General features: G+C 62.3%; 24 protein-coding genes, 1 tRNA gene and 1 pseudogene. 11 read left to right on the top strand and 15 right to left on the bottom strand.

Going from position 1 to position 26,268, the window contains the following annotated elements; genetic code table 11:
- The first annotated feature begins 109 nt into the window (after positions 1 to 109).
- The 4 genes from O9280_RS15915 to O9280_RS15900 all read left to right on the top strand — a co-directional run bounded on the left by O9280_RS15915 (position 110) and on the right by O9280_RS15900 (position 2,214).
- A tRNA-Met gene (locus O9280_RS15915) sits at positions 110 to 186 on the top strand.
- 348 nt (positions 187 to 534) lie between these two features.
- Complete coding sequence (locus O9280_RS15910) at positions 535 to 1,053, top strand: hypothetical protein (protein ID WP_298345008.1); 519 nt, start codon at positions 535 to 537, stop codon at positions 1,051 to 1,053.
- 66 nt (positions 1,054 to 1,119) lie between these two features.
- Positions 1,120 to 1,422 (top strand): hypothetical protein, encoded by a 303-nt coding sequence (locus tag O9280_RS15905; protein ID WP_298345005.1) that lies wholly within the window; start codon positions 1,120 to 1,122, stop codon positions 1,420 to 1,422.
- Between the two features lie 252 nt (positions 1,423 to 1,674).
- The gene (locus tag O9280_RS15900; RefSeq protein WP_298345002.1) at positions 1,675 to 2,214 is read left to right on the top strand and encodes a hypothetical protein; all 540 of its coding nucleotides are present in this window, start codon (positions 1,675 to 1,677) and stop codon (positions 2,212 to 2,214) included.
- A 99-nt stretch (positions 2,215 to 2,313) separates the two neighbouring features.
- Here O9280_RS15900 and O9280_RS15895 read toward each other — a convergent pair whose 3' ends face one another.
- The 5 genes from O9280_RS15895 to O9280_RS15875 all read right to left on the bottom strand — a co-directional run bounded on the left by O9280_RS15895 (position 2,314) and on the right by O9280_RS15875 (position 10,808).
- The gene (locus O9280_RS15895; RefSeq protein WP_298344999.1) at positions 2,314 to 5,421 is read right to left on the bottom strand and encodes a type I restriction endonuclease subunit R; all 3,108 of its coding nucleotides are present in this window, start codon (positions 5,419 to 5,421) and stop codon (positions 2,314 to 2,316) included.
- Positions 5,422 to 5,424: 3 nt separating this feature from the next.
- A complete protein-coding gene (locus O9280_RS15890; RefSeq protein WP_298344996.1) occupies positions 5,425 to 7,590 on the bottom strand; it encodes a DUF4268 domain-containing protein in 2,166 nt (721 codons plus the stop codon).
- On the bottom strand, positions 7,587 to 8,888 hold the full coding sequence (locus O9280_RS15885) for a restriction endonuclease subunit S (RefSeq protein WP_298344992.1): 1,302 nt from the start codon (positions 8,886 to 8,888) through the stop codon (positions 7,587 to 7,589). The genes O9280_RS15890 and O9280_RS15885 overlap by 4 nt, the downstream gene beginning before the upstream one ends.
- Positions 8,889 to 8,907: 19 nt before the next feature.
- On the bottom strand, positions 8,908 to 10,509 hold the full coding sequence (locus O9280_RS15880; protein ID WP_298344989.1) for a class I SAM-dependent DNA methyltransferase: 1,602 nt from the start codon (positions 10,507 to 10,509) through the stop codon (positions 8,908 to 8,910).
- 77 nt (positions 10,510 to 10,586) lie between these two features.
- Complete coding sequence (locus O9280_RS15875; protein ID WP_298344986.1) at positions 10,587 to 10,808, bottom strand: helix-turn-helix transcriptional regulator; 222 nt, start codon at positions 10,806 to 10,808, stop codon at positions 10,587 to 10,589.
- 133 nt (positions 10,809 to 10,941) lie between these two features.
- Here O9280_RS15875 and O9280_RS15870 point away from each other — a divergent pair, with 133 nt between their 5' ends.
- The 7 genes and pseudogenes from O9280_RS15870 to O9280_RS15840 form a co-directional block, all read left to right on the top strand.
- Positions 10,942 to 11,175 carry a hypothetical protein gene (locus O9280_RS15870; protein WP_298344983.1) on the top strand — a complete coding sequence of 78 codons (234 nt, stop codon included), beginning with the start codon at positions 10,942 to 10,944 and terminating at the stop codon, positions 11,173 to 11,175.
- Positions 11,168 to 12,514, top strand: coding sequence for a DUF3596 domain-containing protein (locus O9280_RS15865; RefSeq protein ID WP_298344980.1), 1,347 nt, complete (start codon positions 11,168 to 11,170; stop codon positions 12,512 to 12,514). Before O9280_RS15870 ends, O9280_RS15865 begins: the two co-directional genes overlap by 8 nt.
- Before the next feature lie 12 nt (positions 12,515 to 12,526).
- Positions 12,527 to 13,369, top strand: a complete 843-nt coding sequence (locus O9280_RS15860) for a TraI domain-containing protein (RefSeq protein ID WP_298344978.1) — start codon at positions 12,527 to 12,529, stop codon at positions 13,367 to 13,369.
- A 283-nt stretch (positions 13,370 to 13,652) separates the two neighbouring features.
- Positions 13,653 to 14,279: a BPSL0761 family protein gene (locus tag O9280_RS15855; RefSeq protein ID WP_298344975.1), complete on the top strand. Its 627-nt coding sequence runs from the start codon at positions 13,653 to 13,655 to the stop codon at positions 14,277 to 14,279.
- Positions 14,280 to 14,363: 84 nt separating this feature from the next.
- Complete coding sequence (locus O9280_RS15850) at positions 14,364 to 15,377, top strand: SPFH domain-containing protein (RefSeq protein WP_298344972.1); 1,014 nt, start codon at positions 14,364 to 14,366, stop codon at positions 15,375 to 15,377.
- 4 nt (positions 15,378 to 15,381) lie between these two features.
- Positions 15,382 to 16,314 carry a sugar kinase gene (locus O9280_RS15845; protein WP_298344969.1) on the top strand — a complete coding sequence of 311 codons (933 nt, stop codon included), beginning with the start codon at positions 15,382 to 15,384 and terminating at the stop codon, positions 16,312 to 16,314.
- A 604-nt stretch (positions 16,315 to 16,918) separates the two neighbouring features.
- Positions 16,919 to 17,014, top strand: a pseudogene (locus O9280_RS15840) (transposase); the annotation flags it as partial.
- Between the two features lie 249 nt (positions 17,015 to 17,263).
- Here the strand turns inward: O9280_RS15840 and O9280_RS15835 are convergent.
- From O9280_RS15835 to O9280_RS15790, 10 genes are all read right to left on the bottom strand, one after another.
- A complete protein-coding gene (locus O9280_RS15835) occupies positions 17,264 to 18,058 on the bottom strand; it encodes a hypothetical protein (protein ID WP_298344966.1) in 795 nt (264 codons plus the stop codon).
- Positions 18,059 to 18,165: 107 nt separating this feature from the next.
- The gene (locus tag O9280_RS15830) at positions 18,166 to 18,657 is read right to left on the bottom strand and encodes a hypothetical protein (RefSeq protein ID WP_298344963.1); all 492 of its coding nucleotides are present in this window, start codon (positions 18,655 to 18,657) and stop codon (positions 18,166 to 18,168) included.
- Positions 18,658 to 18,661: 4 nt separating this feature from the next.
- A complete protein-coding gene (locus O9280_RS15825) occupies positions 18,662 to 19,657 on the bottom strand; it encodes a WYL domain-containing protein (RefSeq protein ID WP_298344959.1) in 996 nt (331 codons plus the stop codon).
- Between the two features lie 3 nt (positions 19,658 to 19,660).
- The gene (locus O9280_RS15820; RefSeq protein WP_298344957.1) at positions 19,661 to 21,145 is read right to left on the bottom strand and encodes a DUF2779 domain-containing protein; all 1,485 of its coding nucleotides are present in this window, start codon (positions 21,143 to 21,145) and stop codon (positions 19,661 to 19,663) included.
- Between the two features lie 62 nt (positions 21,146 to 21,207).
- Positions 21,208 to 23,274, bottom strand: coding sequence for an ATP-binding protein (locus O9280_RS15815; protein ID WP_298344954.1), 2,067 nt, complete (start codon positions 23,272 to 23,274; stop codon positions 21,208 to 21,210).
- A gap of 113 nt (positions 23,275 to 23,387) precedes the next feature.
- The gene (locus O9280_RS15810) at positions 23,388 to 23,636 is read right to left on the bottom strand and encodes a hypothetical protein (RefSeq protein WP_298344951.1); all 249 of its coding nucleotides are present in this window, start codon (positions 23,634 to 23,636) and stop codon (positions 23,388 to 23,390) included.
- 409 nt (positions 23,637 to 24,045) lie between these two features.
- The gene (locus tag O9280_RS15805) at positions 24,046 to 24,393 is read right to left on the bottom strand and encodes a hypothetical protein (RefSeq protein ID WP_298344949.1); all 348 of its coding nucleotides are present in this window, start codon (positions 24,391 to 24,393) and stop codon (positions 24,046 to 24,048) included.
- A gap of 300 nt (positions 24,394 to 24,693) precedes the next feature.
- Positions 24,694 to 24,933, bottom strand: a complete 240-nt coding sequence (locus O9280_RS15800) for a hypothetical protein (RefSeq protein ID WP_298344946.1) — start codon at positions 24,931 to 24,933, stop codon at positions 24,694 to 24,696.
- A gap of 34 nt (positions 24,934 to 24,967) precedes the next feature.
- Entirely contained in the window at positions 24,968 to 26,005 is a 1,038-nt protein-coding gene (locus O9280_RS15795) for a VCBS repeat-containing protein (protein WP_298344943.1), read from the bottom strand.
- 149 nt (positions 26,006 to 26,154) lie between these two features.
- On the bottom strand, positions 26,155 to 26,268 hold a 114-nt coding region (locus O9280_RS15790), incomplete at its 5' end, for an IS3 family transposase (RefSeq protein ID WP_298341118.1).

Raw genomic sequence — 26,268 nt, 5'->3', positions numbered from 1 at the left:
GCGAAGCCCACGATTATCGATGATCCCGCGTCGCGGCCGGGTCGGACGACCCCCGTTCAGTTGTCCGGTTGACGCGCCGGCGGGCGGCATGGACAATGCCCGCCCCCGTGGCTATGTAGCTCAGCCGGTTAGAGCACAGCACTCATAATGCTGGGGTCGGTGGTTCGAGTCCACCCATAGCCACCACATCTAACCCCGCGATTTTGCGGGGTTTTTTGTGCCTGTCGTTTGGGCTTGGGAGCCTCCGATGGGCGCGCTGTGACGTTCCTGTGCCACTTCTGTGCCCAAACCGGATGGCCGAATTCAAGCGCGCGATTGAAAACGACCCAAGCACGCTCCTTGAACTGCCTCTTGTCCACATCGACCCAAGCACAGAGCGTGTCAGGGTCGGACTAACGAGGGGCGACCCCAGCATTTCCGTGGCGATTTCTCTGGGCTGTGACAGTGCCTGTGAAGGTGAAATGTTCAATCTCGAACCCTGAGATCGAGATCTTCGATACTGCGGACTCTGGATCCCAGACTCAGGAGTCCCGCATGAAGGTCAAACTGGTTGTCGAAGACGAGGGCCGTGTTGCCGAGTGGGAAATCGGCCACAGCTTGGTGGCGGGCTTAATTGGGTACGACTTCCCCTTGCCGCCTCCGGACCATCCCCTCGTCGATCTCCTGTCTCGGCATCCGTCTTCCGCCGTCAGAAAGCAGGTGGCCGAATCGTTCGAGCTGCCCGAGGACGTACTGAAGCGACTCGAGGCGGATCCGATCATTTCGGTCCGAGAAGGGCTGGTAAGCGGTCACTCCACGACCAAGGAGCGGCTGTCGCATGCGTTCCTGACGCGGATCATCCAAGAGTCGATTGAAGCGGCAGACCGAGTGATTTTCGATCTCAGCGAGTTTGGTGAGGCCGATATGGCCGAGATCACGAAGGCCCTGATCTCTCATTCTGATCCCGCCGTCAGGAAGCGTGCCGCAGAAAATGATGTGGGATCGAAGGCAGGGAAGAAGAAGCTCAAGGCCGATGATGATGTCGAGGTTCGGAAGGCGGCAAAAGACAGATGAGCCAAAAGTTGCGGGGTACGGATTGGCCCATCAAGGCCTCGTGAGCCATCAAGGGAACTTGCGCCAATGCCCAAGCAGCACTGCCCCGTTTGTCAAAACAGCATCACGCCTGTCGCCCGCTACCCGAACTACGTGTGCGCCGAATGCGCCACTCTTGCTGAGAGCGCCGATGGTCGCCTCGTGGAGATCACCAACGCCAACATTTGGGGCGGAATCCAATTGCGCTATCGAGACACTGGCGAGCCCCATGAGGAGACGCAGGTATTCATCCGGGGTATCAAGTGCGAAGCGAGAGAGGCCCGCTTCGGCGGCGTCGTGATTCAGGCACTCGCGTCCGATGGAAGGGCGCGGCCGCTCCCGGAACACTGACGCATCAACCGTCCGTCGTCAGGCATCGAGGCCGCGAGCAAGGTGAATCTTCACCACACGAACTTCCCCAGCGACTGCAAGCGGTTGGACGTCGATTCTTCTCGGCTGACGCCTCTAGCCACAATCGTGCACAACCATCCCTCGGGCCTGATGCATGAATAGAATCCGCAGACCGAAGACAGCGCCACTCCGGAATCGGGCAAAGCTGGCGACGCCAACGACGTCGATTAGCGATCAAACCAAGGACGAACGATGAAACACCAACGCATCCTCGACAGCATTCTTGCCGGAAAGTTTGGTCGCGCCGAACTTCTGCGCTTACGGAAAAATGCGGCGTCTCTCTTGGCCAAGGGCGACAAGGATGCCGCCACAGTGATCAGCGCAATTGATGAGAGTGTCCCGACTGACACCTCGATCATCTTCATGGGCTTTTGCCCTGGCGCGACCCTTGAGAACCGACTCGACATCGAGTGGAAGGAGAAGGGCATCTGCACCTTCATCTTCCTCGAAAGCGAGGTTCAGGTGGACCGTTTCAACGACATCTGGCCAGGCGACCTGATCGTTCTGAAGAAGCGGCACAAGTTTGGGGAGAGCATGCGCCTTTACGGCCATGGACGGGCCCGTGCAGTGCGATATGACGAGAACGGCCACCGATACCTTGAGATGGACTGGTCCACGCAAGAGACCATCCTTGAAGTGCCCTTGATGGGATGCAACTCGACGGTTGATGTCCGGTCAATGGAGCAAGTGACTGATGCCATGCCTCAAGCATTTTTCGACTGGCTGAAGTGACGGGAGACGCCTCAAGTAGAGGCGCCGCCCTCGTCTACCGCACGATAGTCAGCGCCACCCCAGAGAAAATCCGAAGCGTCATGCGGGACTCCCCGGCGATCAGCTGACCCAAGCGTCAGCCAACAGCTCAGCCTGCGCGATGACCTTTTCCGTCGCCGCAGGCTGAGCATCCGGCGGGTACTTGTAGATCACGAGCAGGACTTTCACCGCAGCAAGCATCTTCGCCCGCGAAGAAACGCGGTTCTGCCAGTTGATGGTGGCCGATTTCCTGAGCTTTTCCGTCAGCTCATGCGCCAGCTTCTGCAACGTCGGATGCCCCATCTCCCGTACGGCTGACTCGTTCTCGCAGAGCGCCTGATAAAAGGCGTACTCCTCTTCAGTCATGCCATCCGGCGGTTTGGCCGCATTGATCTCCTTGGCCAGCTTGATCAGCTCTTCAATCACCTCGGCTGTCGTCAGTGCACGGTTCTGGTAGCGCGTGATCGCGTCCTCAAGCTTCTCGGTGAACTCCTTGGCCTGCACCTTGTTCTTCGCGCCGCGAGCCTTCACTTGGTCGGCGATGAGCCTCTCAAGCAGTTCGGCGGCGAGGTTCTTGGTCGGCATCTGCTGGATCTGCGCGAGGAAGTTCTCGTCCAGAAGCGAGATGTCTGGCTTGCCAAGCCCGAGGGTGCCGAAGACGTCCTTCACGCCCTCGACCAGAACACCCTTGGCGACCAGTTGGCGCAGGGCGGCTTCCTTTTCGAGGCGCGTCCGGATCTCTGCGGAGCGGGTGAGCTTGATCAGGCAGACCCGGACAGCCTGGAAGAAGGCGATCTCTTCGCGGACCGCCATGGCCGCCTCGCGGGTTCCGGCCAGGCTCTGGGCCTTGGTGAGCTTGAGTACCTGATCGAGGTAGGCGCGAACGCCACGGTTGCGCCCCTTCTCGTCGGGTTCGGGGTCGACGGACAGCACGTGCTCCATCGCCGGGCCCAACAGAGCCAACGCCTTCTTGGGATCGGCGAATCCGACGTAGTCAAAGCCGTAGAAAAACTCCTTGCGGATGACATCCAGCGTGTCGAGCAAGATGCGAAGGGCTTCGCCGGAGGTGTCGACCGGTTCCCGCTCGGCCCCGGCGTCGCGGGTGTACTGGCGGATCGCCTTCTTCAACTCCTCGCCGATGCCGATGTAGTCGACGATCAGGCCGCCGGATTTGTCCTTCCAGATGCGGTTCGTGCGGGCGATGGCCTGCATGAGGCCGTGGCCCTGCATGGGCTTGTCGACATAGAGCGTATGCACCGGAGGGGCGTCGAAGCCCGTGAGCCACATGTCGCGGACGATCACGAGGTCGAGCGGGTCGTCCGGGTCCTTGAAGCGCTTCTCCAGCGTCTTGGCGCCGGCTTTGTCGGTGCGGTGCGGCTGGAAGTGGGCGGGATCGGACGAACTCGAGGTCATCACGATCTTGATTCGGCCCTTGGCAATGTCAGCATCACCCCATTCGGGGCGCAGCTTCACGATGGCGTCGTACAGGCGCACTGCCGCTTCGCGGGAGACGGCGACGATCATCGCCTTGCCGTCCATCTGCTCCTTGCGGGCCTCCCAGTGGGTGAACAGATCGGCGGCGAGGATTTCCAGCCGCCCGTCGGCCATCGCCAGGCCTTCGAGGCGGGTGAGACGGCTGGCGGTCATCGCCTGCTCGTCCTCATCCTCGTCCTCGGTTGCCTCCAGGAACTCGTCCAGCAGGGCCTGCTTCTCGGCCTCGTTGAAGCGCAACTCGATGATCCGGCTCTCGTAAGACACCGGCACGACGGCCTCGTCCTCCTGCGCCGCGATCATGTCGTAGACATCGACGTAGGTCCCGAAGACCGCCTCGGTATCGCGGTCATCCAAGCTGACCGGCGTGCCCGTCATACCGAGGTAGATGGCATTGGGCAGGGCGTCGCGCATGTACTTGGCCAAGCCGTACTTGGTCTGCCCCGTCTGCGTGTCCAAGTCGGCGCGGAAGCCGTACTGCGTGCGGTGGGCCTCGTCGGCGATCACCACGACATTCGACCGCTCGCACAGCACCGGGACGCTGGTCTTTCCGGCCTCGGGGGCGAATTTGTTGATCGTCGTGAAGAACAACCCGCCTGCGACGACGCTGGTCAGCTTCTGGCGCAGGTCGTCCCGGCTGTCGGCCTGCACTGGCGAAGCACGAAGCGACCAACTGGCGTCGGCGAAGGTCTCGAACAGCTGTCCGTCGAGGTCCTTCCGGTCGGTGACCAGCACGATCGTCGGATTGGCGAAGGCCGGGTGGTCCCGCAGGGCCATCACGTAGAACAAGGCCAGCAGGGACTTGCCCGAGCCCTGGGTGAACCAGATGACGCCGCCCTTGCCGTCCTTGCGCTGGGTGAGGGCCTCGACGGCGCGCTCCAGTGCCTTGCGGACGCCGTGGTACTGGTGCCACTGGGCGATGATCTTGAAGCTCGCCCCACCGTTCGCGCCGCCATAGGCGACGAAGCCGCGGAAGAAGTCGAGCAAGGTGACGGGATTCAGCAGGCCGCGAACGAGGGTCTCGAGCTCCAGAGCACCCTTGCCGGCCTTCTTCCCGTCTAGGAGGCGCCACCGCGAGTGGCGGGACAGGTCGGCCGAGACCGAGCCGTACCGGGCCACCGTGCCGTCGGAAATGACGTTGAGCAGGTTGAAGGCGAACAGCTGGGGGATGTCGGCCTTGTAGGTCTGGATCTGGTGGTAGGCCTTCTCGACGTCCGCGTTGAGGTCGGCCGGATTCTTGAGCTCGATGACGACCAACGGCAGGCCGTTGACGAAGAGCACGATGTCCGGCCGCCGGACCTTCTGGCCATGGACGGTGAACTGCCGAACGGCGAGCAGGTCGTTGGGGCCGGTGAGGTCGAGGACAGGCACACGAATCGCAGCGCGGCTGCCATCCGAGCGAACCTGCTCGAGCGGCACCCCGTTCCGGAGCCATTCGTACATCTGGCGGTTTCCGTCGACCAGCGACTGGGAGGCAAAGCGGGCGACGGTGTCGACGACTTCCTCAACCTCGGCAGGACTGAGGGACGGGTTGAGCCGGGCGACTGCCGGGGACAGTCGGGTACGGAGGACGACGTCTGAGAACGCCGCACGGGCAAGCTCCTCGCCGCCTGGCGAAACGACATCGCCGTGCAGTGGCGTCCAGCCCAAGGAGGCGAGCCAGTCGAGGGTGGCGATCTCGAGGTGGTTCTCGTTCACCGATCACCCCTCGAAATCGCCGATCACACTGGCCTCATCTCGCATCTCTTCCCTCAGTCGCGGTGCAATTTGTGCATACAACAGCGCTAGTTTCTGGCCCAACCAGCCATAGAGAGAGGGCCAACCGTCCTCATCCTCTGCGTCCGCACTCAGAGAAATGGTCATCGAACGCGGATGACTGTCGTTTTGCGGTCGGTCAAATGTCCAGCGGTCATTGATCAATCGATCAATGTCCTCTTGATCCAGCAGAAATCGCTCCCAGAGTGGGAATGATGCTTCGCGCCAAAAGTACACATCAATTGCGACTTCGCTCGGCCGAAGTTGGTGGCGTATCTCAAAGCCGACATGTGGAACTCCAGACTTGAGCCTGATCGCTTTGTAATGCCGGGGGTCGAAGCTCGAAACTTCCGGATGCGTCTTTCTGACGTGCTCGAGAAAGCCACTCCAGAACTTCTTTCGCACATCATGTCGATTCAATCGACCGTCAGCCTCCTCTTCCCCTGACTCATCCTTTGCTTGCCACGGCTCTTTCGGCCCGACCCACAGATTCAGTGCAGCCTCAGCCATCAACTCGCCACGTGCGCGAATTGCATCTTCGCCCCAAGTTGGCTGATCCCCTAGCGCTCGCGTCATCACCACGTTGCTCTGAGAGAACCGCGCCCGCTTCAGCTCGAAAGGCTGATTTCCAAGCTCTTGGTTGTAGGCGCTGAGCGTTAGATTGCCCGGTCGGTGCAGCCAGTCGGCGTGAATGCGTGCAGCATTCTCTCCTAGCAGCGCATTCCACTCCGGCCGCAGGGTCTGCGGCATCACGTGTTCGATCTGTGCTGCATGCAAGGCAGCCTGCTCCTTGTGGCCATAGGAACGCTCGATCGTCAAAAGCACCTCGCGTGCATAGCCACGCTTGTAGAGCGGGAATTGCACGAACGCCTCCATGAAGCGTCGATCATCTGGCCAACCACGCTCGAGAAGATAATTCTCCAGCGCGGCCACGGGGTCGCCTTCATTTCGCGCCAACGCACGCACGAACATCTGACCGTAACCCCGAGAACTTTCCCCACAGACGAAGCGGCGCAGGATGAAGCCCTGCAGCATCTTGATGCAGCGCGCGAGCTGACCAGAGTCAACAACGCCCTCGGCGCGGTAATGAAACAGGGCCAAAAGAAGCGGGTACGTTGTCGAGCTCTCTAGCAAGTTAAGTCCTTGCAAGGCATCGGTCACTTCAGCACTGACGTCAGAGCAGCGTCCAGCGATTGCGCAATAGTTCTTGGCTTTTTTCAGAAGTTCCTCAGCCAACTCGGCCGGACGAAAGCCCGTGGCCTCATATCTCGACTCAAAGGTGGCGAAGGTATCCTTGGGCTGCACGTAGCGCCCATCCATCATCAGAACGTCCCGGAAGAAGCGCGAGAATGTGTCTTCGTCGAGCCGGCCAGTGTTGTCGGCAAAAAGCGCCTCCAAAGGCGCCCACTTCTCCCTCTCAAAGGCGTCCTGATCGTCCGGCCTGACATGCATGAACACGAAGTTTCGGATCAGGTCGGATGGACCCAGTGGTACGCCGGTTGAGTTGAGACTCTTGAAGATGTTGTAAGCGCTTTCAGCCTCTAACGTCGCGCACATGAACTCAAAGCGCTGGGCAGCTGCGCTTAGCACGCGCATCAATGAAACCGGATCAGCTTCTACTTCGGCCGATACGCATCTCTCGAAGAACGAGACGGCATCTGCCATCCGACCTGAATCTGGAAGACTCTTTACTAGCGCAGCAAATGTCCCGCCATCCTGTGCCTTCGGAACAAGACGGCCAACTTCTTTGCCATCAAGAAGCTGATGAACGATGTACTTCTCGTGTATGCGACGTGCTAGATCGGACTCACCCGCGCGCCGAGCAACGTTTCGCAGTGCGATCATTAGCAGAAGGCTGGTGGTCAAGCGCTGCTGGCCATCTACCAGATGGAATCGCGAATAGTCCTGGCCCGGGAGTGGCACCCCGGGAACGAACACCAGGAAGCCCATGAAGTGATTTCCAGTCTTCTCAGGCCGCCGGATTTCAGCAAGGCTCGCCCAGTACTTCTCCCATTGCGGCTGTTCCCAGCGGTACCCGCGCTGAAAAATCGGAATGATGTACTGGCTGTTTTTCGAAAGGATGTCGCCTAGTGTCGATATCGACGGGATCATGCTTTTTCCTCCTCAACAAACTCGCTCACATCGGGCATGCGAAGCTTGCCGGAGATCAGACGGGGCAGAAGGGTGTCGCGCAGATCAGCCAGAGCGCGGGCGTGCGCGCCCCCCTCGCAAACACGCGCCATAAGTGGGTTTGCGAGTTCAGAGAATCTGCGAAGAGTGTTTGGACAAGGAATTATGCAGGGCGTTTCGGCAACCACTGATGGCCGAACTGCCGGATACGCTCCGCCATCCGCGAGGTTCTCCAATCGCGCAATCGCTTCTTCGCGTGTCGCGGCAAGATAGACGAAGCTGGATAGGTGTTTGTACTTCGGCGAAAGAACCGCGAAACCTGTGCTGCCGGTTAGCGTTGCCTCCGGCTCGTGGATGTAGGCGAATGCTCTGTTGCCGGGACGAACAGTGCCAATAATGGTGTCGCCATCACGCAAGTGATGGCGAGCACGGCTGGGGGCCTCGCCGAAGATATAGAGAGTCGATTGGTCGATTCGATTCTGGCTGACTCCGCTCAAATCGATGTAGCGGATCGATTGAGGATGATTCTTGCTCGTCCACTTCGAAGCGTTCAGGACGCTGAAATCGCTCAACAAGCCGGCGCGCCACCCCTTCGGAATCAACCCCAATTCCGACTCATCGAACTCGCTTGGGAACAGCGCCGCCGTTTCCGCATCCATGCCCTCGGGCTCGCGACCTTCAGCCTTGGCGCGCACGGGGTCGAAGTCCACGAACCACGACTTGAACAGGGCGTGGGCGATGGCTTCGAGGGTGTCGTTGGTTTGGCGGAATAGGTCGATGCGGTCGTCAATAGTCCCTAAAACCGCCGCGATGCCTCTCTGAACATCGAGCGATGGAATCGGGATCCTAAGCGAGCGAAGGATCCCGAGATTGATGTGCGGGACGCCAGCAGCAACAGCGTTATCGAAGACCTGCCTAGTGAAATCAGCAGAGATACACGCGTAATAGACGAACGCACTATCGGCCTTCGCAGGATCGACAGTCAGCTTCATCTGGCTCTGCGAAATTACGTAGCGGTCAAAAACCCCACCAGGAACCAAGGCCACTTGTCCTAGCGTGCCGCGCTGGGTAAAGACAACATCGCCAGGCTTGGCTGTATTGGTTCTGAGTGCTTCCGCTTTCTCGGGCGTGACGAAGACAAACTCACCGCCTACCCAGCGTGACTGGAGATTCTGTCCTCGAATCACTGGGACCCCCGATTCAACGTAGTCCCGCGAAACCAGGTTCGAGCCAAAGGGCCCGGCGGCAGTTGCATTTGCTGTCTGGGCGGCGATTTCCATGATGGAGGCCGTTGCTGCTTCAGACGCCATAGCCCAGAGCCCCCAGCTTCTCGCGGATCACTGCATCCAACTCTGCCCCCTTGGCCATCTGCTCAGCGAGCTGAGCAGTCAGGCGCTCCATCTTCTCGCCGAAAGCCTCGTCATCGTCATCCGCCGCGACCACACCGACATATCGACCAGGCGCCAGGACAAAGCCGTGCTTCTCCACATCCGCCAGTGAGGCCGAGTAGCACCACCCCAGTTCATCGGCGTACTCGGCTCCGTCGCTGAAATCAGTGCCACGCCAGCGGTGGTAGAGCTGGCCAAGTGCCTCGATCTCGGCGTCGGTGAATTCGATCTGCGTTCGGGAGATGCGCTGCGCGCCCATCTTTCGGGCGTCGATGAACAGGATCTGCTTCCGGCGGTCGATACGGCCGTTGACGCCCGGCGCCTTGTCCTTCGACAGGAACCACAGACAGACCGGGATCTGAGTGTTGGAGAACAGCTGCCCGGGCAGAGCCACCATGCACTCCACCACGTCACCCTCGACCATAGCGCGGCGGATGTCGCCCTCACCGGACTGCTGCGAGCTCATCGAGCCATTGGCGAGAACGACGCCGGCGCGGCCACGCGCGGAAAGCCTGGCCAACATGTGCTGCAGCCATGCGAAATTGGCATTGCCCTTGGGCGGGATGCCATAGACCCAGCGCGGGTCGTCCGCCAACCGCTCACCGCCCCAGTCACTGATATTGAAGGGCGGGTTGGCCAGCACGTAATCGGCGCGAAGCGTCTTGTGCTGGTCGTTACCGAAGGTGTCGCCGTAGCTCTCGCCAAGGTTGCCGTCGAGGCCGTGTACCGCGAGGTTCATCAGGCACAAGCGACGGGTCGCGGCCATCAGCTCCTGGCCATAGATGGCGAGGTCGCCGCGGCGGCCCAACTTGGCCTGGTGGGCATCCTTGAACTTGGAGGACTGCACGAACATGCCGCCGGAGCCGCAGGCGGGGTCATAGATCGTCCCCTTGAAGGGCGCGAGGATCTCGACCAGCAGGTTGACCACGTTCTTGGGCGTGTAGAACTCGCCGGCCCGGGCGCCTTCCTTCAGGGCGAACTTGCCGAGGAAGTACTCGTAGACCTCACCAAAGACGTCCCGGCTGCCGTGGTCTTCCGGATTGAATCGGATGCCTGCAACCAGGCCCATCAGCTCGCCCAACTTGCCGGGCTCGAGCTCGAGGCGGCCGAACTCGCGGTAAAGCACACCCTTCAGTCGCGGGTTCTCGGCTTCGATATCGCCCATGGCGCGGTCCAGCCGTTGGGCCAGATCCGGCGCGGAGGCTTGGGACAGCAGGGTCGTGAAGTGGGCAGACGCGGGGATCCAGAAGACGTTGTCCTGGTCGTAGAACGTCTTGTCCTTGGCGAATTCCGCGGCTGCGCGCTCCCGAGTTTCGGGATCGTCGATGTAGTAGTCCGACGTCGGCTCGGCAATGCGGTGGCGGATCACCTTCGCTTGGGCATCGAACAGGTCGCTGACGTACTTGAGGAACACCAGCCCGAGGACCGGGTACTTGTACTGGGCAGCGGAGACGGAACCGCGGAGCTTGTCGGCGGTGTCCCAAAGGGCGGACGTGAAGTCGTTATTGGTCATGCGTGCAGTCCTTGCGGTGGTGCGCAGGTTTGGCGATTCATGTCTCAGGCATCGCGACGCGGGCTGAGGCGATAAACCTATTCGTCGATGAAAAGCATCAGCTCCCCGGGCTGGCACCCGAAGTACCGGCAGAGCTTGTCGATGATCTCGGTGCCGATGTTCGCCCCCGGCTGATTCGCGACCTTCGATAGCGTGGCCCGATGGATGCCCGTGGCTTGGGCGATCTCGGAGACCGTGACCACCCGCCGTTCCTTGAAGGACTTGTCGGCAATCAGCTCGGCGAGGCGGAAGCGAATCATATGAATGAATCCTAAATGATGTCGCTCATAAGCGACACCTGTCGTTGACAGACGCCCACCGTCGTCTATTATAGCCACCAGATGTCGCCTATACGCGACATCCGTCGAGACCAGACAACAGGAGTAAAGTGCCGTGCAAACGTACCTGACCACCGAGCAGCTGGCTACCCGCATCCACTACGACCCGCGGACCATCCGTACCCGGCTGAAGGACGCCGTCCTGCTTGAAGGCGTGCACTACATCCGCCCCTTCGGCGGGCGGAAGCTGCTCTTCATCTGGGAGACGATCCAGCGAGATATCGGCAAGGCCTCGGCGACGCCGCTGATGGGCATCCCGATGGCGAACGGAGGCCTGGCCAATGCCTAAGATCAACGTCCGCGCCCGCCCGGAGACGGGGGCGCTCTACTTCGACTTCTTTCATCGCGGCGTCCGCTGCCGCGAGCAGACGGCACTGGCCGACACGCCCGAGAACCGCAAGCGGGTCGAGGCGCTGGCCAAGCGCATCCAGAAGGACATGGCGAACGGCACGTTCGACTACGCCACCTACTTCCCGAACAGCCCGCGGGTGGACCAGTTCGCGGGGAACGACGGCGGCGACTCGACCGCTGCGGCCTCTCACGCCGCGCCCCTGAGCCAATCCATTGCGGTGGCCGTCGCGCCGGAGCGCCGCACGCCGACCTTCAGCGACTTCGCCGAGCTCTGGTACCTCGAGATGTCGCCCACCTGGCGCGCCAGCCACCGGCTGGGCGTGCGCGAGGTACTGGACAAGAACCTGCTGCCCGTCTTCGGGGAGCGGCCGGTGCACACCATCACCAAGGCCGACGTCCTCGGTTTCCGCGCCGCCTTGGCTAAGCTGCCGGGCCGCAAAGCCGCCACGCTGGGTGCTGCGCGCATCAACAAAGTGATGTGTTTTCTGCGGCAGATTTTGAATGAAGCCGCCGACCGCTTCGAATTCACTCCGGCGTTTCGCAGCGTGAAGCCGCTCAAGCAGAAGCGCACTGACGTGCAACCCTTCACCTTTGACGAGGTGCGGCGGATCCTCGAAGCCGTGCGTCCCGACTTCCGCGACTACCTGCAGGTGCGCTTCTTCACCGGGATGCGCACGGGCGAGATCAACGGGCTGAAGTGGAAACACATCGACCTCGAGCGCCGCCTGATCCTGGTGCGCGAGTCGGTGGTCAACGGCGAGGAAAACGACGGCGTCAAGAACGACACCTCGGTGCGCGACATCGAGATGCTGCCCATGGTGTGGGAGGCCATCCAGAACCGGCTGAAGGTGAAGCGGGCCGACTGCCCGTGGGTGTTCAGCACCATGGACGGCAGCGCGATCAACGCGAACAACTTCTGCAACCGGCTCTGGTACCCGCTGCTGCGCTACCTCGACCTCGAGAAGCGGCGGCCCTACCAGACCCGCCACACGGCCGCGACGCTGATGCTGGCCGCCGGCGAGAACCCGGAGTGGATCGCCAAGGTGATGGGCCACGCCAGCGTGGAGATGCTCTTCAAGGTGTACAGCCGCTTCGTGCCGAACCTGACGCGCCGCGACGGCCAGGCCTTCGCTGGGCTGATGCACAGCCGGATGGGTGCGCCGCCGGAGGCCTCCGACACGACGGCCGCGCTCACCGTGCTGAAGACCCTGAGCCCCGAACAGCTCGCCGCCCTGATGGCGCAGATGACGCCCCCGACCGCCCCGCCCTCCCCCTGATCTGGAGCCCCCATGCTGGACACGACCCTGAAAGCGCCGCAGACCATGCGCTATGCGGCCATCCTCGAACCCCTCACCGACGCCGACGCCGAGGGCGCGCGCTTGTGCCGCGTGCACCACCGCAACGGCACGCTCGAAGCGTGGACGTGGCTCCCGGCCATCGACACCAGCGCCGCGATGACCGGCGAGGTGACCACGATGGAGATCCAGTGCGCCGACACCGAATTCCTCGTGCTGGGCTTCGAGCCCCTGCCCGAAATTCCGCTCGCCGAAGCCCTCGACGAGCAGCGCTGCCCGATCCCAGGATTGGTACCGCAGGTCAGCGACCTGATCGAGAGCCTGCGCAGTGCCGCCTTGTACCGCTTCGTCCGCGAAGCGCTGCTGCATCCGCAAGCGCTGGCGCAGTTCTGGACCAGCCCAGCGTCGCGTCGCGACCACCACGCCCATGCGGGCGGGCTCGCCGCGCACACGCTCGAGGTCGCGACCATGGTCGCCAGCTCGACCGGAGTCCCCGCCGACGACCGCGAGATCGGCATCGTCTACGCCCTGCTCCACGACTACGGGAAGCTGTGGTGCTACGGCGCCTCTGCTTGGGGCCGGGACAGCCGGGCGCACGAGCAGATCGGCTACGAGGCGCTCTTGCCTGCCCTCGACCGGCTGATCGAGGCCGAACCGGAGGCCGGGGCGAAGCTGGCCGAGCTGCTGGGTGGCCCGAGAGCCCCCCGGGACACGCCCTATCCGCTCGCCATCGGCAAGATCGTCCGCGCCTTCGACCAGATGAGCTGCGAGAAGACCCGGCGCCCAGAACTTTCTCCCCCAACTTTTGGATGGCCCGCGTCGCTGGATGGTGGGTGAGCTACTCCACCAACAAGGACGCTTAGATGCCAAGACGCCCCCTGCTCTCCCTTTTCCATCGACTGCTCGCCGCCCTCCGCATCGCGCGGCCTTGGCACCCCGGCTTGATCCGGGGCGGCCAGGGGCGACTTCCGAAACGGATCAAACGCCCGCGAAACCCGGTGAGTCCGCCGGACGCGCCGCAGCGGATCGCCGCGTCGCGAGCGGTGCGACGGCTCTTCACGACCCTGCACATCCCCTTGGCGAAGTCCGCCCCCCGCGCTGATCTGAAAGGAGACTCCGAATGACCATCCCCCTCGAACGAAGCCGCGCCGTCCTCTGGGCCGGTGGCCTGCTCGTTGCACTCAATGGCGACCGCCGCGTCCCGATGGCGTACCGGCGGATGGCCACGGCGATCGCCCGCCACTTCCCGACCGTCGAGGACGTGGCACATGCCGCCATCTTGTCCTTGCTCCGCGATGCCGGCGGGATGTTCGAACACCCGCGCGACTGCGGGAACTGGCAGGACACCTGCCCTGGGTCGTCGCTGACGCACCACACGCGACTGAACTGGCCCTCCGAGGACCGCGATGACGGCATCGAGGGCGATACCGGTGAGCCGGCAGGTATCGAGATGGACGGCGAAGCGACGCGTGAGGACCTCGAGGAACAGATCGAGTCCGTCGAGCGCGCCGAGATCGCACTTCGGCGCCGCATCGGCCGTCTCTACACGACGTGCGTCCACCTGCATCCGAGCCTGAAAGCCTTCTTCACGGCGATGGCGTGGAAGGAGCAGCAATCCATCGCCTGGATTTCTGGGGCGCATTTCGACGGCGGGACCAAGACCGCCGGCCATCTGATCCTCGAAGACCGCCACGAGGACCTCGACGATCAGCTCTCGGGGCTGCTGCGGCAGTACCCGGCCGGCTAATGCCGCTGGGACTGCCCGCCCGCAATGCCATCATTCCACCCCGTACCGCCCCCCATCCACGCGCCGCGATCCCAAGGAGCCTCCATGTTCGGTTTCCGCTACATCAAATCCGCCCCCAGTGATTACCTGATGCAGGTGCGCGATGGCCAGGTCGTGCGCGAAGGCGCCGGTCTCGCCTTCTTCTACTTCGCCCCGCGCTCCACCCTCGTCAGCGTGCCGACGACGGTCAACGAGGTGCCCTTCATGTTTGAGGAGATCACCCGGGACTTTCAGTCCGTGACCCTGCAAGGCCAGGTGAGCTTCCGCATCAGCGACCCGAAGCTGATCTCGCAGCAGATGAACTATGCGCTGCTGCCCAACGGCAACAACGCCTCGGACGAGCCGGAGAAGCTGCCGCTGCGCGTGCTCAACGCGGTGAAGGCGCAGTTCCGCGGCATGCTGCAGGAGCTCGACCTGAAAGGACTGCTGCAGGCCACCGAGCAGCTCGCCCACTCGGCCCGCCAGCGACTGTCGAACGCCCCGGCCATCCGCGAGCTCGGGCTGCAGGTGATCGACCTGAGCATCCTCGCGGTGAAGCCGACCCCGGAGACCGCCCGCGCCCTGGAAGCGCCGGTGCGCGAGACCATCCTCAAGGAAGCCGACGACGCCACGTACGGGCGTCGGAACGCCGCTATCGAGCAGGAGCGGATCGTCAAGGAGAACGAGCTGCGCAGCGAACTGTCGGTCGAGCAGAAGAAGCGCGAAGTGCAGGAGAACCGGATCGAGTCCGAACGTGCCCTGCTTGAGAAGCGGCAACAGGTGCAGGCGCAGGAGATGGCGGGCAAGGTGAAGCTGGAGCAGCAGAACGCCGAGCTCGTCGCGCTGGAAGGCGAGAACGAGCGCCGCGAGGCCGAAACCCGCGCCTACGGCATCAAGACCATGGCCGACGCCCTGCAGGGGATGGACGCCCGCACCTTGCAGTCCCTCACCATGGCCAACGCCAGCCCTGAGGCGATGATGGCGATGGGCTTCCAGAACCTGGCCGACAACGCCGCCAAGATCGGCGAGTTCAACTTCTCGCCCGACCTGCTCCGCCAGCTGGCCTCGAAGAAGGCCTGAGGCCGTGGACATCACCGACCGCAAGATCGTCCTGGTAACGCGGAAGACGCGTCTCCAGGACATGGTGGTCCGCTACAACACGGTCGAGCAGGCCAAGTTCCAAGCCGAACATCTCGGCTTGGACTTCTCCGACTTCCTCGCCGAGGAGCGGACCTACGCCGAGGCTTTGGCCTCGGTGGCCGAGGTTCTCGAGCGACACGGGAGGCTGCAGCGGCTGGACCGCGGCTTCCTGCCGAACTTCCTGTTTCCCCCGGGCTGCCTTGTGGTGGTGCTGGGGCAGGACGGCCTCGTGGCCAACACCCTGAAGTACCTCGACGGCCAGCCCCTGCTCGCCATCAACCCCGACCCGGCCCGCTGGGACGGCCTGCTGCTGCCCTTCACCGCCGAAGACCTCCCGAAGATCATTCGCGAAGTCATCGTCAACCGCCGCAAGCACCGCGAGGTCACCATGGCCCGGGTGCAGACCAGCGACGGCCAGGTGCTTCGCGCCGTCAATGACGTGTTCATCGGCGTCCGATCGCACGTGTCGGCCCGCTACGAGATCCACCACGCAGGACGCAGCGAGCGGCATTCGTCGAGTGGCGTGATCGTCTCTACCGGCCTGGGATCGACCGGTTGGCTGCGCAGCGTGCTGACCGGCGCCATGGGCGTGAGCGGCAAGGTAGCGAAAGAAGCCAAGCAGCTTCGCGAACACGGCTTTCCGGCTTCGGATCCGCGACTAGTGTTCAGCGTGCGCGAACCGTTTCCGAGCAAGTGGAGTCAGGCCGAGATGGTGTTCGGCCAAGTGCAGGCAAACGAGCCGTTGCGAATCCGCTCCCTGATGCCGGAGAACGGGGTGATCTTCAGCGATGGTATCGAGGCGGATGCGCTGGACTTCCGGGTGGGCATGGAGGCGACGATTGGGGTGGATCCGAGCCGAGGCAGGCTGCTCCTCTAGGCAATGACAGCCTCACGACGCGCTCCCGCCTTGCGAGCAGCACTCGCCTATAGGGCAGTTGAAGAGCAACCGGCTCCTGTGCTCAGAATGCAAGGCAGACAACCGCGCATCCACTACCAGGGACACCGTATGCCTCGCCTCGTCGGAAACTCAGTTCCGGATAGAAAGAGCTGCCTAGCCAATCTGGTCGTCGAGCATCTGGCAGCTAAGAATCTCGATGGTCTCGCAACGGTACTTGTAAACCGTACGAATTCTAGGGGGCACACGGATCAGGTACTGGTAAAAAGCCCGCGATTTGGGCTAATTCACGTCATGGCACTCAGTGGCACTGACCCAAACGGCAGCATTCCGTTCCACCGTGAGGGCGCGAATCATGATTGGCTTGCCGACAAAGCGTACGTAGCGTTTGGTTGGAACGACCGTGATGACAGAACGTTGATCCACTTTGTTGAAGCGGAGACTGTTCGAGCAACGCCGCCGGGGAACAAAGAAAGCGTGAGGCAGATTGCTACTGGCCACCTAACTGCTACGTTTTGGCCGCAACCGGATCAAGCAGCGCCCGAGTGATTTACTAAAGGAAGTTTCCGGCGCCGCAACCTGATCAGGCCTGAAGGGCCTGCCCGAGGCTTTGGAGGCGGTGTTTCCGGCCACGACGCTGCAGACCTGCATCGTTCACCTGATCCGCAACAGCAAGGATCATGACTGGCCTGCCGAAAAAGCGTACGTCGCGTTCGGCTGGAACGACCGTGATGACAGAACGTTGATCCACTTTGTTGAGGCGGCGAAGGTTCGAGCAAGGCTGCCGAAGAACAAAGAAGGCGTGAGGGAAATAGCTGCGGGCCACCTGACCGCCATGCTTTGACCACGGATGGATTCAGCGGCTTCTGACTACTCAGCTTGTGCGGGCAGAAACGCTGACGCTACGCCTCCGCCGGTTGCAGCTGAAAGATCAAGGCATCAACTGAAGTGGGACAAATGAAGGACCCTCCAAAGCGAACGCCCAGCAGATCAGGGTGCATTGCGCGCCAGCGTCGCCAAGCGCATGGCGGAAAAAATACTTGCCGGCCTCACCCTGCTCTTTCTTCAGATCAGGGCGCGTATCGCGAACAGCCTCGATCGCAGTATTGATCGCCTTCGCTATCTTTTCATTCGCTTTTTTGCGATCAAAAAATAGCTTGTATCCACCTTTCTCGCCAAGGTTCTGATTATGGATGGCAGCGAGGTCCGATGACAGCTTGTCACCGTAATCGAGAGAGACCAAGAAGTGGACGTAGACATAGATCGCCTCTGAGCGAGGCGGAGTCGATCTGACTATAGCGCTTGAGCCCAATGCTGCCGCGACTTCCTCTTCGTTGCCTGAGCGTTGGCTGATGAGTTGCTGCCTTGCCTTCTCCATTTCGTTGGCAATTCCGCGTGCTTGATTCACGAAGTTATGCTTGAACTCGACAAACGCGGCCGGAGTGCCGCTCCGACTATCGATCAACTTCAGATCCGCTCGCTTCTTCTTATTTGCCTGCTCAGTGAATGCAACGCAATTTGTCGCTTTTTCGATCCTGTGATTCACCAAAGCACGAAGCAAAGACTCCGAGCCTCCATTACGGAGCGCCGTCAGCATCATCGGAAGCTCGCAGGCCTCGCTCAGCGCTTCACCTACTCCACTGGCAATTTTCTTCGCGAAATCAGGGTTGCACATAACTGGTTCTCCGGCGGATTTATTCAAGCTTCGGTTGGCCGGCTTGAGCATTGAACAAGACACGAGATCTTTCCCAAAGCAGGACCCCATCCACGTCGCCCTGATTCACTCTCGAGGGGAGGAAATGGCCGTAGATCGATCCAGACCAGTTGACGCTTTCACGAGTCCGGGACCACGTAGTAGCGTCGGCACGCGACCATCACCTCGCACCCGGATGCTATCGCCTCGGAAAATCCTTCTTCCCGGTAGTCGAGCGAGTCCAAAGCTGCGACGAACTGCGCAGGCGGCAGCTGCAATCGACCTTCCCGCTTAGCCCACTCGAATAGGTCGCGAACATTTGGCGACCAGCAGAACTGGAACCCGCCGATCGGGAAGATCTTATGGACGTAGCCATGCTCGTCGGCTTGTCTACGATCACCTGTGCAGAACACACCTGCACCGCGATACCGCACGCCAAACTTCTCGCTAAACCAAGCATCGACTGCAGCGTGAATCGTTCTCGGCATTTTCGTCGGCTGGCGATCCCGCTGGACATTCAGCACTGCAAGGGGATCATGCTGCTCCCTAATCCCGCGATAAAGCGGTCGACCACCGGCGCCGAGCAGGGAAAGAAAGGGCTTGCAATCCCGCTGGACGACGTCTTCCTTCATAACTCTACTCATGTGCGCAATTCTTCCTTGATTCTTCGCTATCGATCTGTGCTCGCTGAACGTTCGTGATTGCATCACCATAGCCCCGCAACCACCGCTCCAGCATCAGCGTTTCCACCACCGTCGCCGAGATCCGATAGCGCCCTTTCGGCAGCAGCACCACGTCCTGATCAGCGGATAGCGGCGCCTCGATCAACGACAGGGCTTCATCAGCAGCGATGTCGAACGTCAACCGGATTCTCTTTCCGGTCTGAACGCCGAATCTGCCGTCCTCGTCAAACTTCCTGAGGTCGAATCCGCCGGGCCGCTTGAAGCTCTCCGTCGTCATCCGTGCGGCCTGGATGCGGTGCATCGCGAGAGTGCGCTCGTTGTCGTAGCCACGGTATCGGCAGACGAGGTAGAGGATGGGCCCCTGCTGCGCCAAGCCCAAGGGCATCACCTCGACGGTCGATTCCTTTCCTGATGCGTTCCGGTAATCGAGTGACAGCCAGCGATTCAGGTAGAGCGCCTCGCTGACGGTGTCGAAGACCGCAGGCGCCACCTGCGCCGGAATCCTCGGCTGGCCCGTCGCGACGACGCGGACCTTGCCTTTCCACTCGCGTTCCAGGGCCGCCGAGCCGTCGTTCGCCAAGTTGCGGCGAGCTTGCTCGAAGAAGCCCTCCATCGAGCGCATCAGCTTGGCCGGCAACAGTGCCCGAAGGTGATCTTCCGCGAGGCCCAGCAGTAAGGATTCCTGCGGCGTCAGGTGCGGCAGGGTCATGCCCTTGGCCCGATCGAGCCAGCGATAGCCGAACGGTTTGCTACGCTCGTCGCGCTCGATCTCGAAGTGCTCGCTCAGCATTTCGAGCTGGCGCTGAATGGTCCGCAGATCCCGATCAATCCCGGCATCCTGCAACTGCTCGTGCAGTTCCTTGGCCGTGATCCTCCGGCCGCGCGGAATGCGGCGGAGGATCTCCAGCGCCAGGACCAGCGTCTCGACCGACTCAGGCCGCTTTGGCACGGGTTACTCCTGGAGCTCGCGACCGAGGAAGAACGCCCACAGCTTCACGGTCGCCCACGTGTCCAGCGCGCAGTAGCGAGTGAGCTCGGCGGCAATGGCCTCGCGCCGTTCTTCGGTCGTCTTCGGATCCGTCGCTTCGAGGTACGCCGCCATCGCCATGCCGCCGTCCTTCACGCCATCGAGGTCCTCGTAGCGCAGCTCCGGGAACACCGCCGGCAGCACCACCTTGATGCTCCAACTGCCCTGCTGGCTCGGGTGGTAGTAGTGGTCCCGGGCGACAGGCAGCAAATCCACGACGCGATCATGGATGCGCATCAGCCCTTCGGCGTACGTCGGCACCCGCTCGGCCAGTTCCTTCAGCACTCGCTTTTCGAAGGCTTGGTTGTAGACGTATACCGGCCCGTTAGTCCCGCACGTCGCGACGAGAGCGGCAGCACAGGCCTCGGAAGGGTCGCCGCCGGAGAGATCCAGGAAGCCCTCATTCGCGATCGCGCCGTCCTCGCCCACCCGGTGGACGCTGAACTGGAAGGCCGCGATCTGGTTCGGGCGGAAGCCCTTCCACACCGGGACCACATGGCTGATCGTCTCGAAGTCGAGGAAGTAGGCGGGGAGCCCGTGGCTGGCCAGTGCCGCCCTCGCACCCTCCTGGTCGAAGAAGGGCTCGCCGGACAAGGTGCAGTCCCGTACCCGACGTTGCCGCTCGGTCAGCACTTCGTCGGGAATCTGGACCATCTCGGTCACGCCCTCGACGTCGATCAGGTGTGAGAGCGGCTTGGTCGGATGCGGCAGCCATTCCGCCGGGTGCGTCGGCACCGGCTCCCGGCTTCGACAGTGGGCGAAGAAGCCACACTCGTACGGCTCACGACAGTGGCGCCCGGTGCGGAGCTCCGGCGCGGACGGCGCGGTGACAATGCGCTGGGCCTCCTGCACCCAAGCCACCACCTCGGATTCCCGTGCACGGGCGTCGTCGGTCAGATCGGCCTCGACAAAGAGCCCGTCGTAACGATCGTCGCCCGCATAGACCCACGTACTGTCGATGTGGCCAAGGGCGACGCGTGAAATCGGCACGCCGGCGGCTTTCGCGACATACGCTTGAACAGCAACGTCATCGCGGTGGTAGTCCTTCACCGACGTGGCGGACTTGATCTCCACCATGCGCCACGCGTCCCCGTCGGGCAGAAGCACGTCCGCCATGGCGAAGGCACCGTTCGCCTTGAACGCTGCCTCGAAAAGCGGCTGACGCGAGGCCAGATGCGCTTGGGTCAGTCGCAACGCCTCGTCATAGCCGATCACCTTCGGGTCGATCAGCGTGCCCTGCCCTTCCGGGTCATAGACCCGCTGCGCGACCGCTCCCACGCGGTGGCCTGCCGCAAAGCGCTGCTGGCTTTCGGGCGAGTCCTGTCGCAGTTCGGGTTGATGAACCTCCAACCAAACGCGCTTGGGGCACTGGCGGTAGGCCAACAGCTTGGATTTCGAAAGCGTTCGCATGGTTCGTCCTGTCCTTTGTCGATGAAGATCGATCGTTGCCGGATCCCGCTCCCGGCGAGCGCCTAGTGAATGAACCCGATGGGCCGCTTGGCCTCCCCCTTGAGGGCACATTCGGCCTCCAAGGCTTCGACCAGACCGGCGGGTGACGCCACAGGCTGGAACCGATGCTGCCTTGAGACGGCAGCGAAATCACCGGGGGTGAGGCGCGTCAGCGCGCGGACCCGCCGGTCCTCATCCGCACCCGGCGCCGGGAGCCCCAGCGCGGCGCAGTGGCGAGCAAGGAGTTGGGCCGCCTGGCCCCCGGCGAGGTAGTCGAACTTCACCTTCAGGTCGAAGCGCCGCAAGGCGGCCGTGTCGACGACGTCGGCCAAGTTGGTGGTTGCGATGAGGATGCCGTTGAAGGCCTCCATCTGGGTCAGCATCTCGTTGACCAGCGTGGTCTCCCAGGCGTATTCGGATCGCCGGCGATCCCGGAGGAAGCTGTCGACTTCATCGATCAACAGAACGGCCCCCTCGCGAGTGGCCGCGGCGAAGGCTTTGGCGACGTTGCGCTCGCTGTCACCGACCCATTTGGACAGGAAGTCGGACGCGCGCTGGACATGGCAGGGCAGGCCCAGCGATTCCGCCACCCACTGGCCATACGCCGTCTTCCCGGTTCCCGGCGGACCGTACAGGCACAGTCGCCCCGACGTCGTCCGGCCCAAGCCTTGCGCCACGGCGGCCAAGTCAGCGCTCGCCCGGATGAAGGCCGGGTCGTAGGTCGCTGGCAGGCCGACGCCCTCGCTCTTGCGGGTCGGGGCATGCCCCTGGGCCCGGAGCGCACCATCGATGAGCAGCTGGAAGGCATCGCCCACCATCCCCGGGTCGACGCGCTCCTTGATGAAGCGCACGGTGTCCGCGGCGCGAGAGATCAGCGCCGGCGCCAGGTCTCCGGACTGCGCCAACTGCGACGCCCGACGGTCGTCGATCAGATCGGCGTAGCGTTCCTTGAGCAGGCGCTCGCGTTCGCGACGCGGGGGGACCGGCACCTCGATGACCATGTCGAAGCGTCGCAGGAAGGCCGGTTCCAGTGCATCGATCTCGTTGGCGAGCCAGAGGGCCGGCACGCGGTTCTCTTCGAGGACGCGATTCATCCACGCCTTTCGAGCCTGGGCGGACCCGCGACGCCACCCGTCGCTCCGCGATTCACCGAAAACATCCTCGACCTCATCGAACAGGATCATCGACGACCGCGTGGGCACGAGGTTCTGGGCAAGGCTGTAGGCCCTCAGCCGGCGCTCACCGCTGATGGGGTCACCATCGCCGTCCTCGCTGGCGACCTCGAAGAGGGCCCCGCCGGCCTCGCTCGCGAGGATCTTGGCCAACTGCGTCTTCCCGGTGCCCGGAACCCCGTGCAGCAGCACGTTCACGCCCGGGCGGCCCGAAGCACGCGACTCGCGCAGGTACGGCACCAGAACGCGGAGCGACTCGGCGAGGTACGGATAGTCGGCAAGCGCCAGGGTCGCTGGCGAGGTGGTGCGCGCGGTGCCGCTCAAGAAGGACAGCGGCTCGGCGTCCTCCGCCGCGACGAGCTGCGCGAAGCGCGGGGACAGCACCTCCATGGCCTCTTCCAGCCCGGCGTCGTTCGACCACGCGAACTGCAGCAGACCCGAGCGATGCAGAACCCCCTGCGGGCTCAAGGCTTGGCGGATCGCCTTGTCAGGGATCTCCAACGCGACAGACAGGGCCGTGACGAGCTTCGCGGACGGCAGGCTCCCCATCCAGCCGGCCACTTCCTTCAATGCGAGATCATTCGAAATCCGGACACCGAAGGCCAGCAGCTCACGGTCGGCAGGCGACAGCCCCACCAGATCGGACAGTCGATCGATGTTTCGCCGTAGCGGCGCCTCAGCGCGCACCGCCACGTCGCCCTCGATCCGAGCAAGGTCATCCTCCAACAGCGCCAAGACGTCCTTCGGCGAGAAAGCCTCGAAGTCGACCGTCTCCGCGTCCGGCAGTCCCAAGGCGTGGGCCAGGGCGTCGTCTCGGTAGCCGGCGGCACCGATCAATTCGCGGTAGCCCCCCAGATGAACGAGCAGGCGCAGGATCCAGAGCCGGGTCTCAGACTCCAGCTCCAGTGCACTCTTCACGAACGGCGATGCCCGGCGAAACCCCATACCCACCCCCATCATCGAATCCAGAGGGACTATTGTCCGGATGGGTGCGACACGATGTGTCGCAGCCAACCGCGAGTCAAGGTGGGTCAGAGGCTCAGATTCGGCAGATGCTCGACGCTTTGCAGGAGGGGGCCATGACGCTCCCGAAAGCGCTGCGTCAAGGCCTCAAACAGCGCCGCTTCGTCTTCAGGGTCGAAGAGGGCCGGCGGCTGCGGGACATCGTGACTACGCCGCGGGATCGCGGTGAATCTCTCGTGGATGCGTTCTGACCAGTCGCGTGGGAACCGCAGATCCACGAGCAGGACCTGGAACGCCACATAGACCACGACGTCCACGGAGCGCCCACCGTCCACATATCGCCAGACCCCCGTGCAGCACCGCAAGCACCCGGCCGGTCCGGGGCACGCCCCGAGACTGCACCGCCAGTTCCCGAACTCCACCATGAAGAGCGAACGACGATCGTCAAGGCGGCCGGCTGCCTCTAGGGTGCAGTAGTCCGTATCGATCGACCGGGGCTTCGGGAGCGTTATCGTGTCGCTATCGTTCAAGGAATCACCTCGATTGGATATCCGACAGGGCAATTGCTTCAGCGTTGGCCAAGCAAGCTGAGGGAATTGAGTGGAGTTCATCGGAAGGAGCCGCTCGAACCCATCCGCTGCATCGAGGGGAGAGCTCGCTTCGTCCGTGATGAGTGGCTACTGCGACGCATAGCGTGTTCATGAACGCTGGGAGCATTCCAACTTCCTAGGAAAGCGATTTGCTCAAAGCGACGAGAAACTTCTCGGCGATCTCCGGATCCAGAAGATCGTCGCGGCGCAAAAGAAAAACCAATGCGACCCCAAACGTCTTCAGTTCTTCTTGTGTGAACACAGAAAGCTTGAATGGCACGCCAGTAGACTCTCTCCAACCCGCCATCGACCGCTGCTCGGCCACCGTAAGTGGCGAGAGCCTCCAATCATCAATCTCTAACAAGGATTCGATGATCGCCGCCCCTGAAGATCGTGAAATCGAAATCCGAAAAGTCGTCTTTTCGCCAGACTCCGAGACATCATGCAACACGCATTCCGGAAACCGCTGAAGCAGCTGCGCCACGTGAAATGACGCTCCTTCTCGCATAACCACCTCATTCCTTGTCTGCCGCAGATCGGTACCCATCAGCAGCGCGCGGGAGTTCTATCACTTCGTCCGCGCGCAACTCCTGAGCTGGACAACCGAATGCCGGCGAGTGGCCATAGATTCCGTTCGGCGGCGACCGGATCGTGGTCTCTAGCGCCCATGCCCGCGCACACCAACGAACGACGACACCCTGCGAAATCCCAGGCGCAGCGCTCTCGGCAGAGTCACGGGGATCAGTGTCCGGACGGCTGGGACACTATGTGTCGCAGCGAATCACTAGGTGGACATCACGGCCCGCATGGTGTTCACGTGGAGATCGATCACCTTGGACAGCGGGTCCTGATAGCCGCCCGCCAGCACCCAAGCCACGGGAACGCCACGATCCTTGAGTCCCTTGAACACCTGGGCGTCTCGCTCGGCCATCTGTTCGGTCGTGAGAAAGCCACCGAGCGGATCATCGATGTGGGGATCGGCACCGGCTTGGTAGAGCACGATGTCGCACGCTGACAACGCCACGAAGTCACTCCGTATCTAGGCGTGTCACGATCGCTCAGGGCGTCACCGCGATATTGAATCCACAGCTGCTATCCGGTCGGATCGGATAGTCGCAATTCACTTCACGCGATTGGATCCGTCCGTCGCTGGTTGGATAGAGCCACACGGGCCAGATCGCGTTGTCTGAGAAGCGCCCTGAGCGCTCCAGTACGGTCGTCACATTCCACGTCACCGGGTCGATCCGCCTCACCGCCATTCGCGGCGTACTGGAACCAGGGGTCTCGTGATGGAAGTAAACCGATCCATTGATCATGACGAAATCGAGCGCACCACCGTAGTAATCGCCATTTTCAGCACGGAGCAGCGGAAACTCGACCATCGGCGACCGGTTGAAGTAACCGCTTCCGTCATTAAGCATCACCCCGTTCTTGGCACACGCCGTGCAGCCCTTGGCGAAACTTTCGGGGACAGCGCCGACGAACAAATGCGGCTTTCCATCACCACGAACGTCGATGAGCTCAAGCCCGTAGATTCCCCAGTACTGTTGAGACTCAAATCGATTGTCCACCGCCACGGGGAGCCGAGTCATGTCGACACGGAAGCGCCCGTTGCCCTCATTGATCAGCACGTAGGGTACGGAGTTGGTCACTGCGTCCGGATTGCAGTAGGGCTCGCTCGACTGGCAACTCGTGTTGGTCACCACCACGTCAGGGAGACCATCGCTGTTCAGATCTGCTGCCGTGGCTCCATGGCCGTAACCCACGAACGGAAGCTTGATGTTGTCGTATCGACCGTCGACGCGACTCAACAGGAGCCGCTGATGGTCTCCATAGGGCGGTCGATCGGGGATGTTTGGCTCACCGTCAAAGCCATGGCAGGCGTAGAAGACGTCCGGCTTCCGGTCGGCATTAAAATCCGCGACGACGGCTTTCCGTGGACTGATGCATCCCGTCGTGTCTGACAGCAGCCGCGCCGTATCGTCGAACCAACGGCCCTGGGCGTCGCGGCGGAAGAAGTAGATCTTTCCTGGCGCATTCTGGGGCATACGCCCCACATCAGCCGCGCTCTTCCACATCGTGAGCTGGGCAACCACGCTATAGGTGCGGTCTTGGAAGAAGTCGGCGAAGCCTGCCGACCCGCCCTGGAACCATGGGTGCTGAGAGCTCTCCGGTGTAGGAACGATGCCGAGGGCCGTTGGGCGCGGAAGATTCGGATCTGAATCGCCCCGGCTTTCGTGGACACCTAGTTGCCTGAAAGCCCTGCCTGCCTTTCGAACTCTACCGGAGAGACGCCTCCGATCGTTCCGTGTCGGCGTTTCGGGTTGTAGAACATCTCGATGTAATCGAACACGTCGCT

Origin of the sequence: Silanimonas sp. (assembly GCF_027531545.1) — a bacterium.
GTDB lineage: Bacteria > Pseudomonadota > Gammaproteobacteria > Xanthomonadales > Xanthomonadaceae > Silanimonas.
This window is presented reverse-complemented; position numbering and strand designations above follow the sequence as displayed.

Coding starts and splice junctions, on each gene's coding strand:
- O9280_RS15910 (WP_298345008.1), top strand. CDS start 535: ATGAAGGTCAAACTGGTTGTCGAAGACGAGGGCCGTGTTGCCGAGTGG.
- O9280_RS15905 (WP_298345005.1), top strand. CDS start 1,120: ATGCCCAAGCAGCACTGCCCCGTTTGTCAAAACAGCATCACGCCTGTC.
- O9280_RS15900 (WP_298345002.1), top strand. CDS start 1,675: ATGAAACACCAACGCATCCTCGACAGCATTCTTGCCGGAAAGTTTGGT.
- O9280_RS15890 (WP_298344996.1), bottom strand. CDS start 7,590: ATGATCCCGTCGATATCGACACTAGGCGACATCCTTTCGAAAAACAGC.
- O9280_RS15885 (WP_298344992.1), bottom strand. CDS start 8,888: ATGGAAATCGCCGCCCAGACAGCAAATGCAACTGCCGCCGGGCCCTTT.
- O9280_RS15880 (WP_298344989.1), bottom strand. CDS start 10,509: ATGACCAATAACGACTTCACGTCCGCCCTTTGGGACACCGCCGACAAG.
- O9280_RS15875 (WP_298344986.1), bottom strand. CDS start 10,808: ATGATTCGCTTCCGCCTCGCCGAGCTGATTGCCGACAAGTCCTTCAAG.
- O9280_RS15865 (WP_298344980.1), top strand. CDS start 11,168: ATGCCTAAGATCAACGTCCGCGCCCGCCCGGAGACGGGGGCGCTCTAC.
- O9280_RS15860 (WP_298344978.1), top strand. CDS start 12,527: ATGCTGGACACGACCCTGAAAGCGCCGCAGACCATGCGCTATGCGGCC.
- O9280_RS15855 (WP_298344975.1), top strand. CDS start 13,653: ATGACCATCCCCCTCGAACGAAGCCGCGCCGTCCTCTGGGCCGGTGGC.
- O9280_RS15850 (WP_298344972.1), top strand. CDS start 14,364: ATGTTCGGTTTCCGCTACATCAAATCCGCCCCCAGTGATTACCTGATG.
- O9280_RS15835 (WP_298344966.1), bottom strand. CDS start 18,058: ATGCTCAAGCCGGCCAACCGAAGCTTGAATAAATCCGCCGGAGAACCA.
- O9280_RS15830 (WP_298344963.1), bottom strand. CDS start 18,657: ATGAAGGAAGACGTCGTCCAGCGGGATTGCAAGCCCTTTCTTTCCCTG.
- O9280_RS15820 (WP_298344957.1), bottom strand. CDS start 21,145: ATGCGAACGCTTTCGAAATCCAAGCTGTTGGCCTACCGCCAGTGCCCC.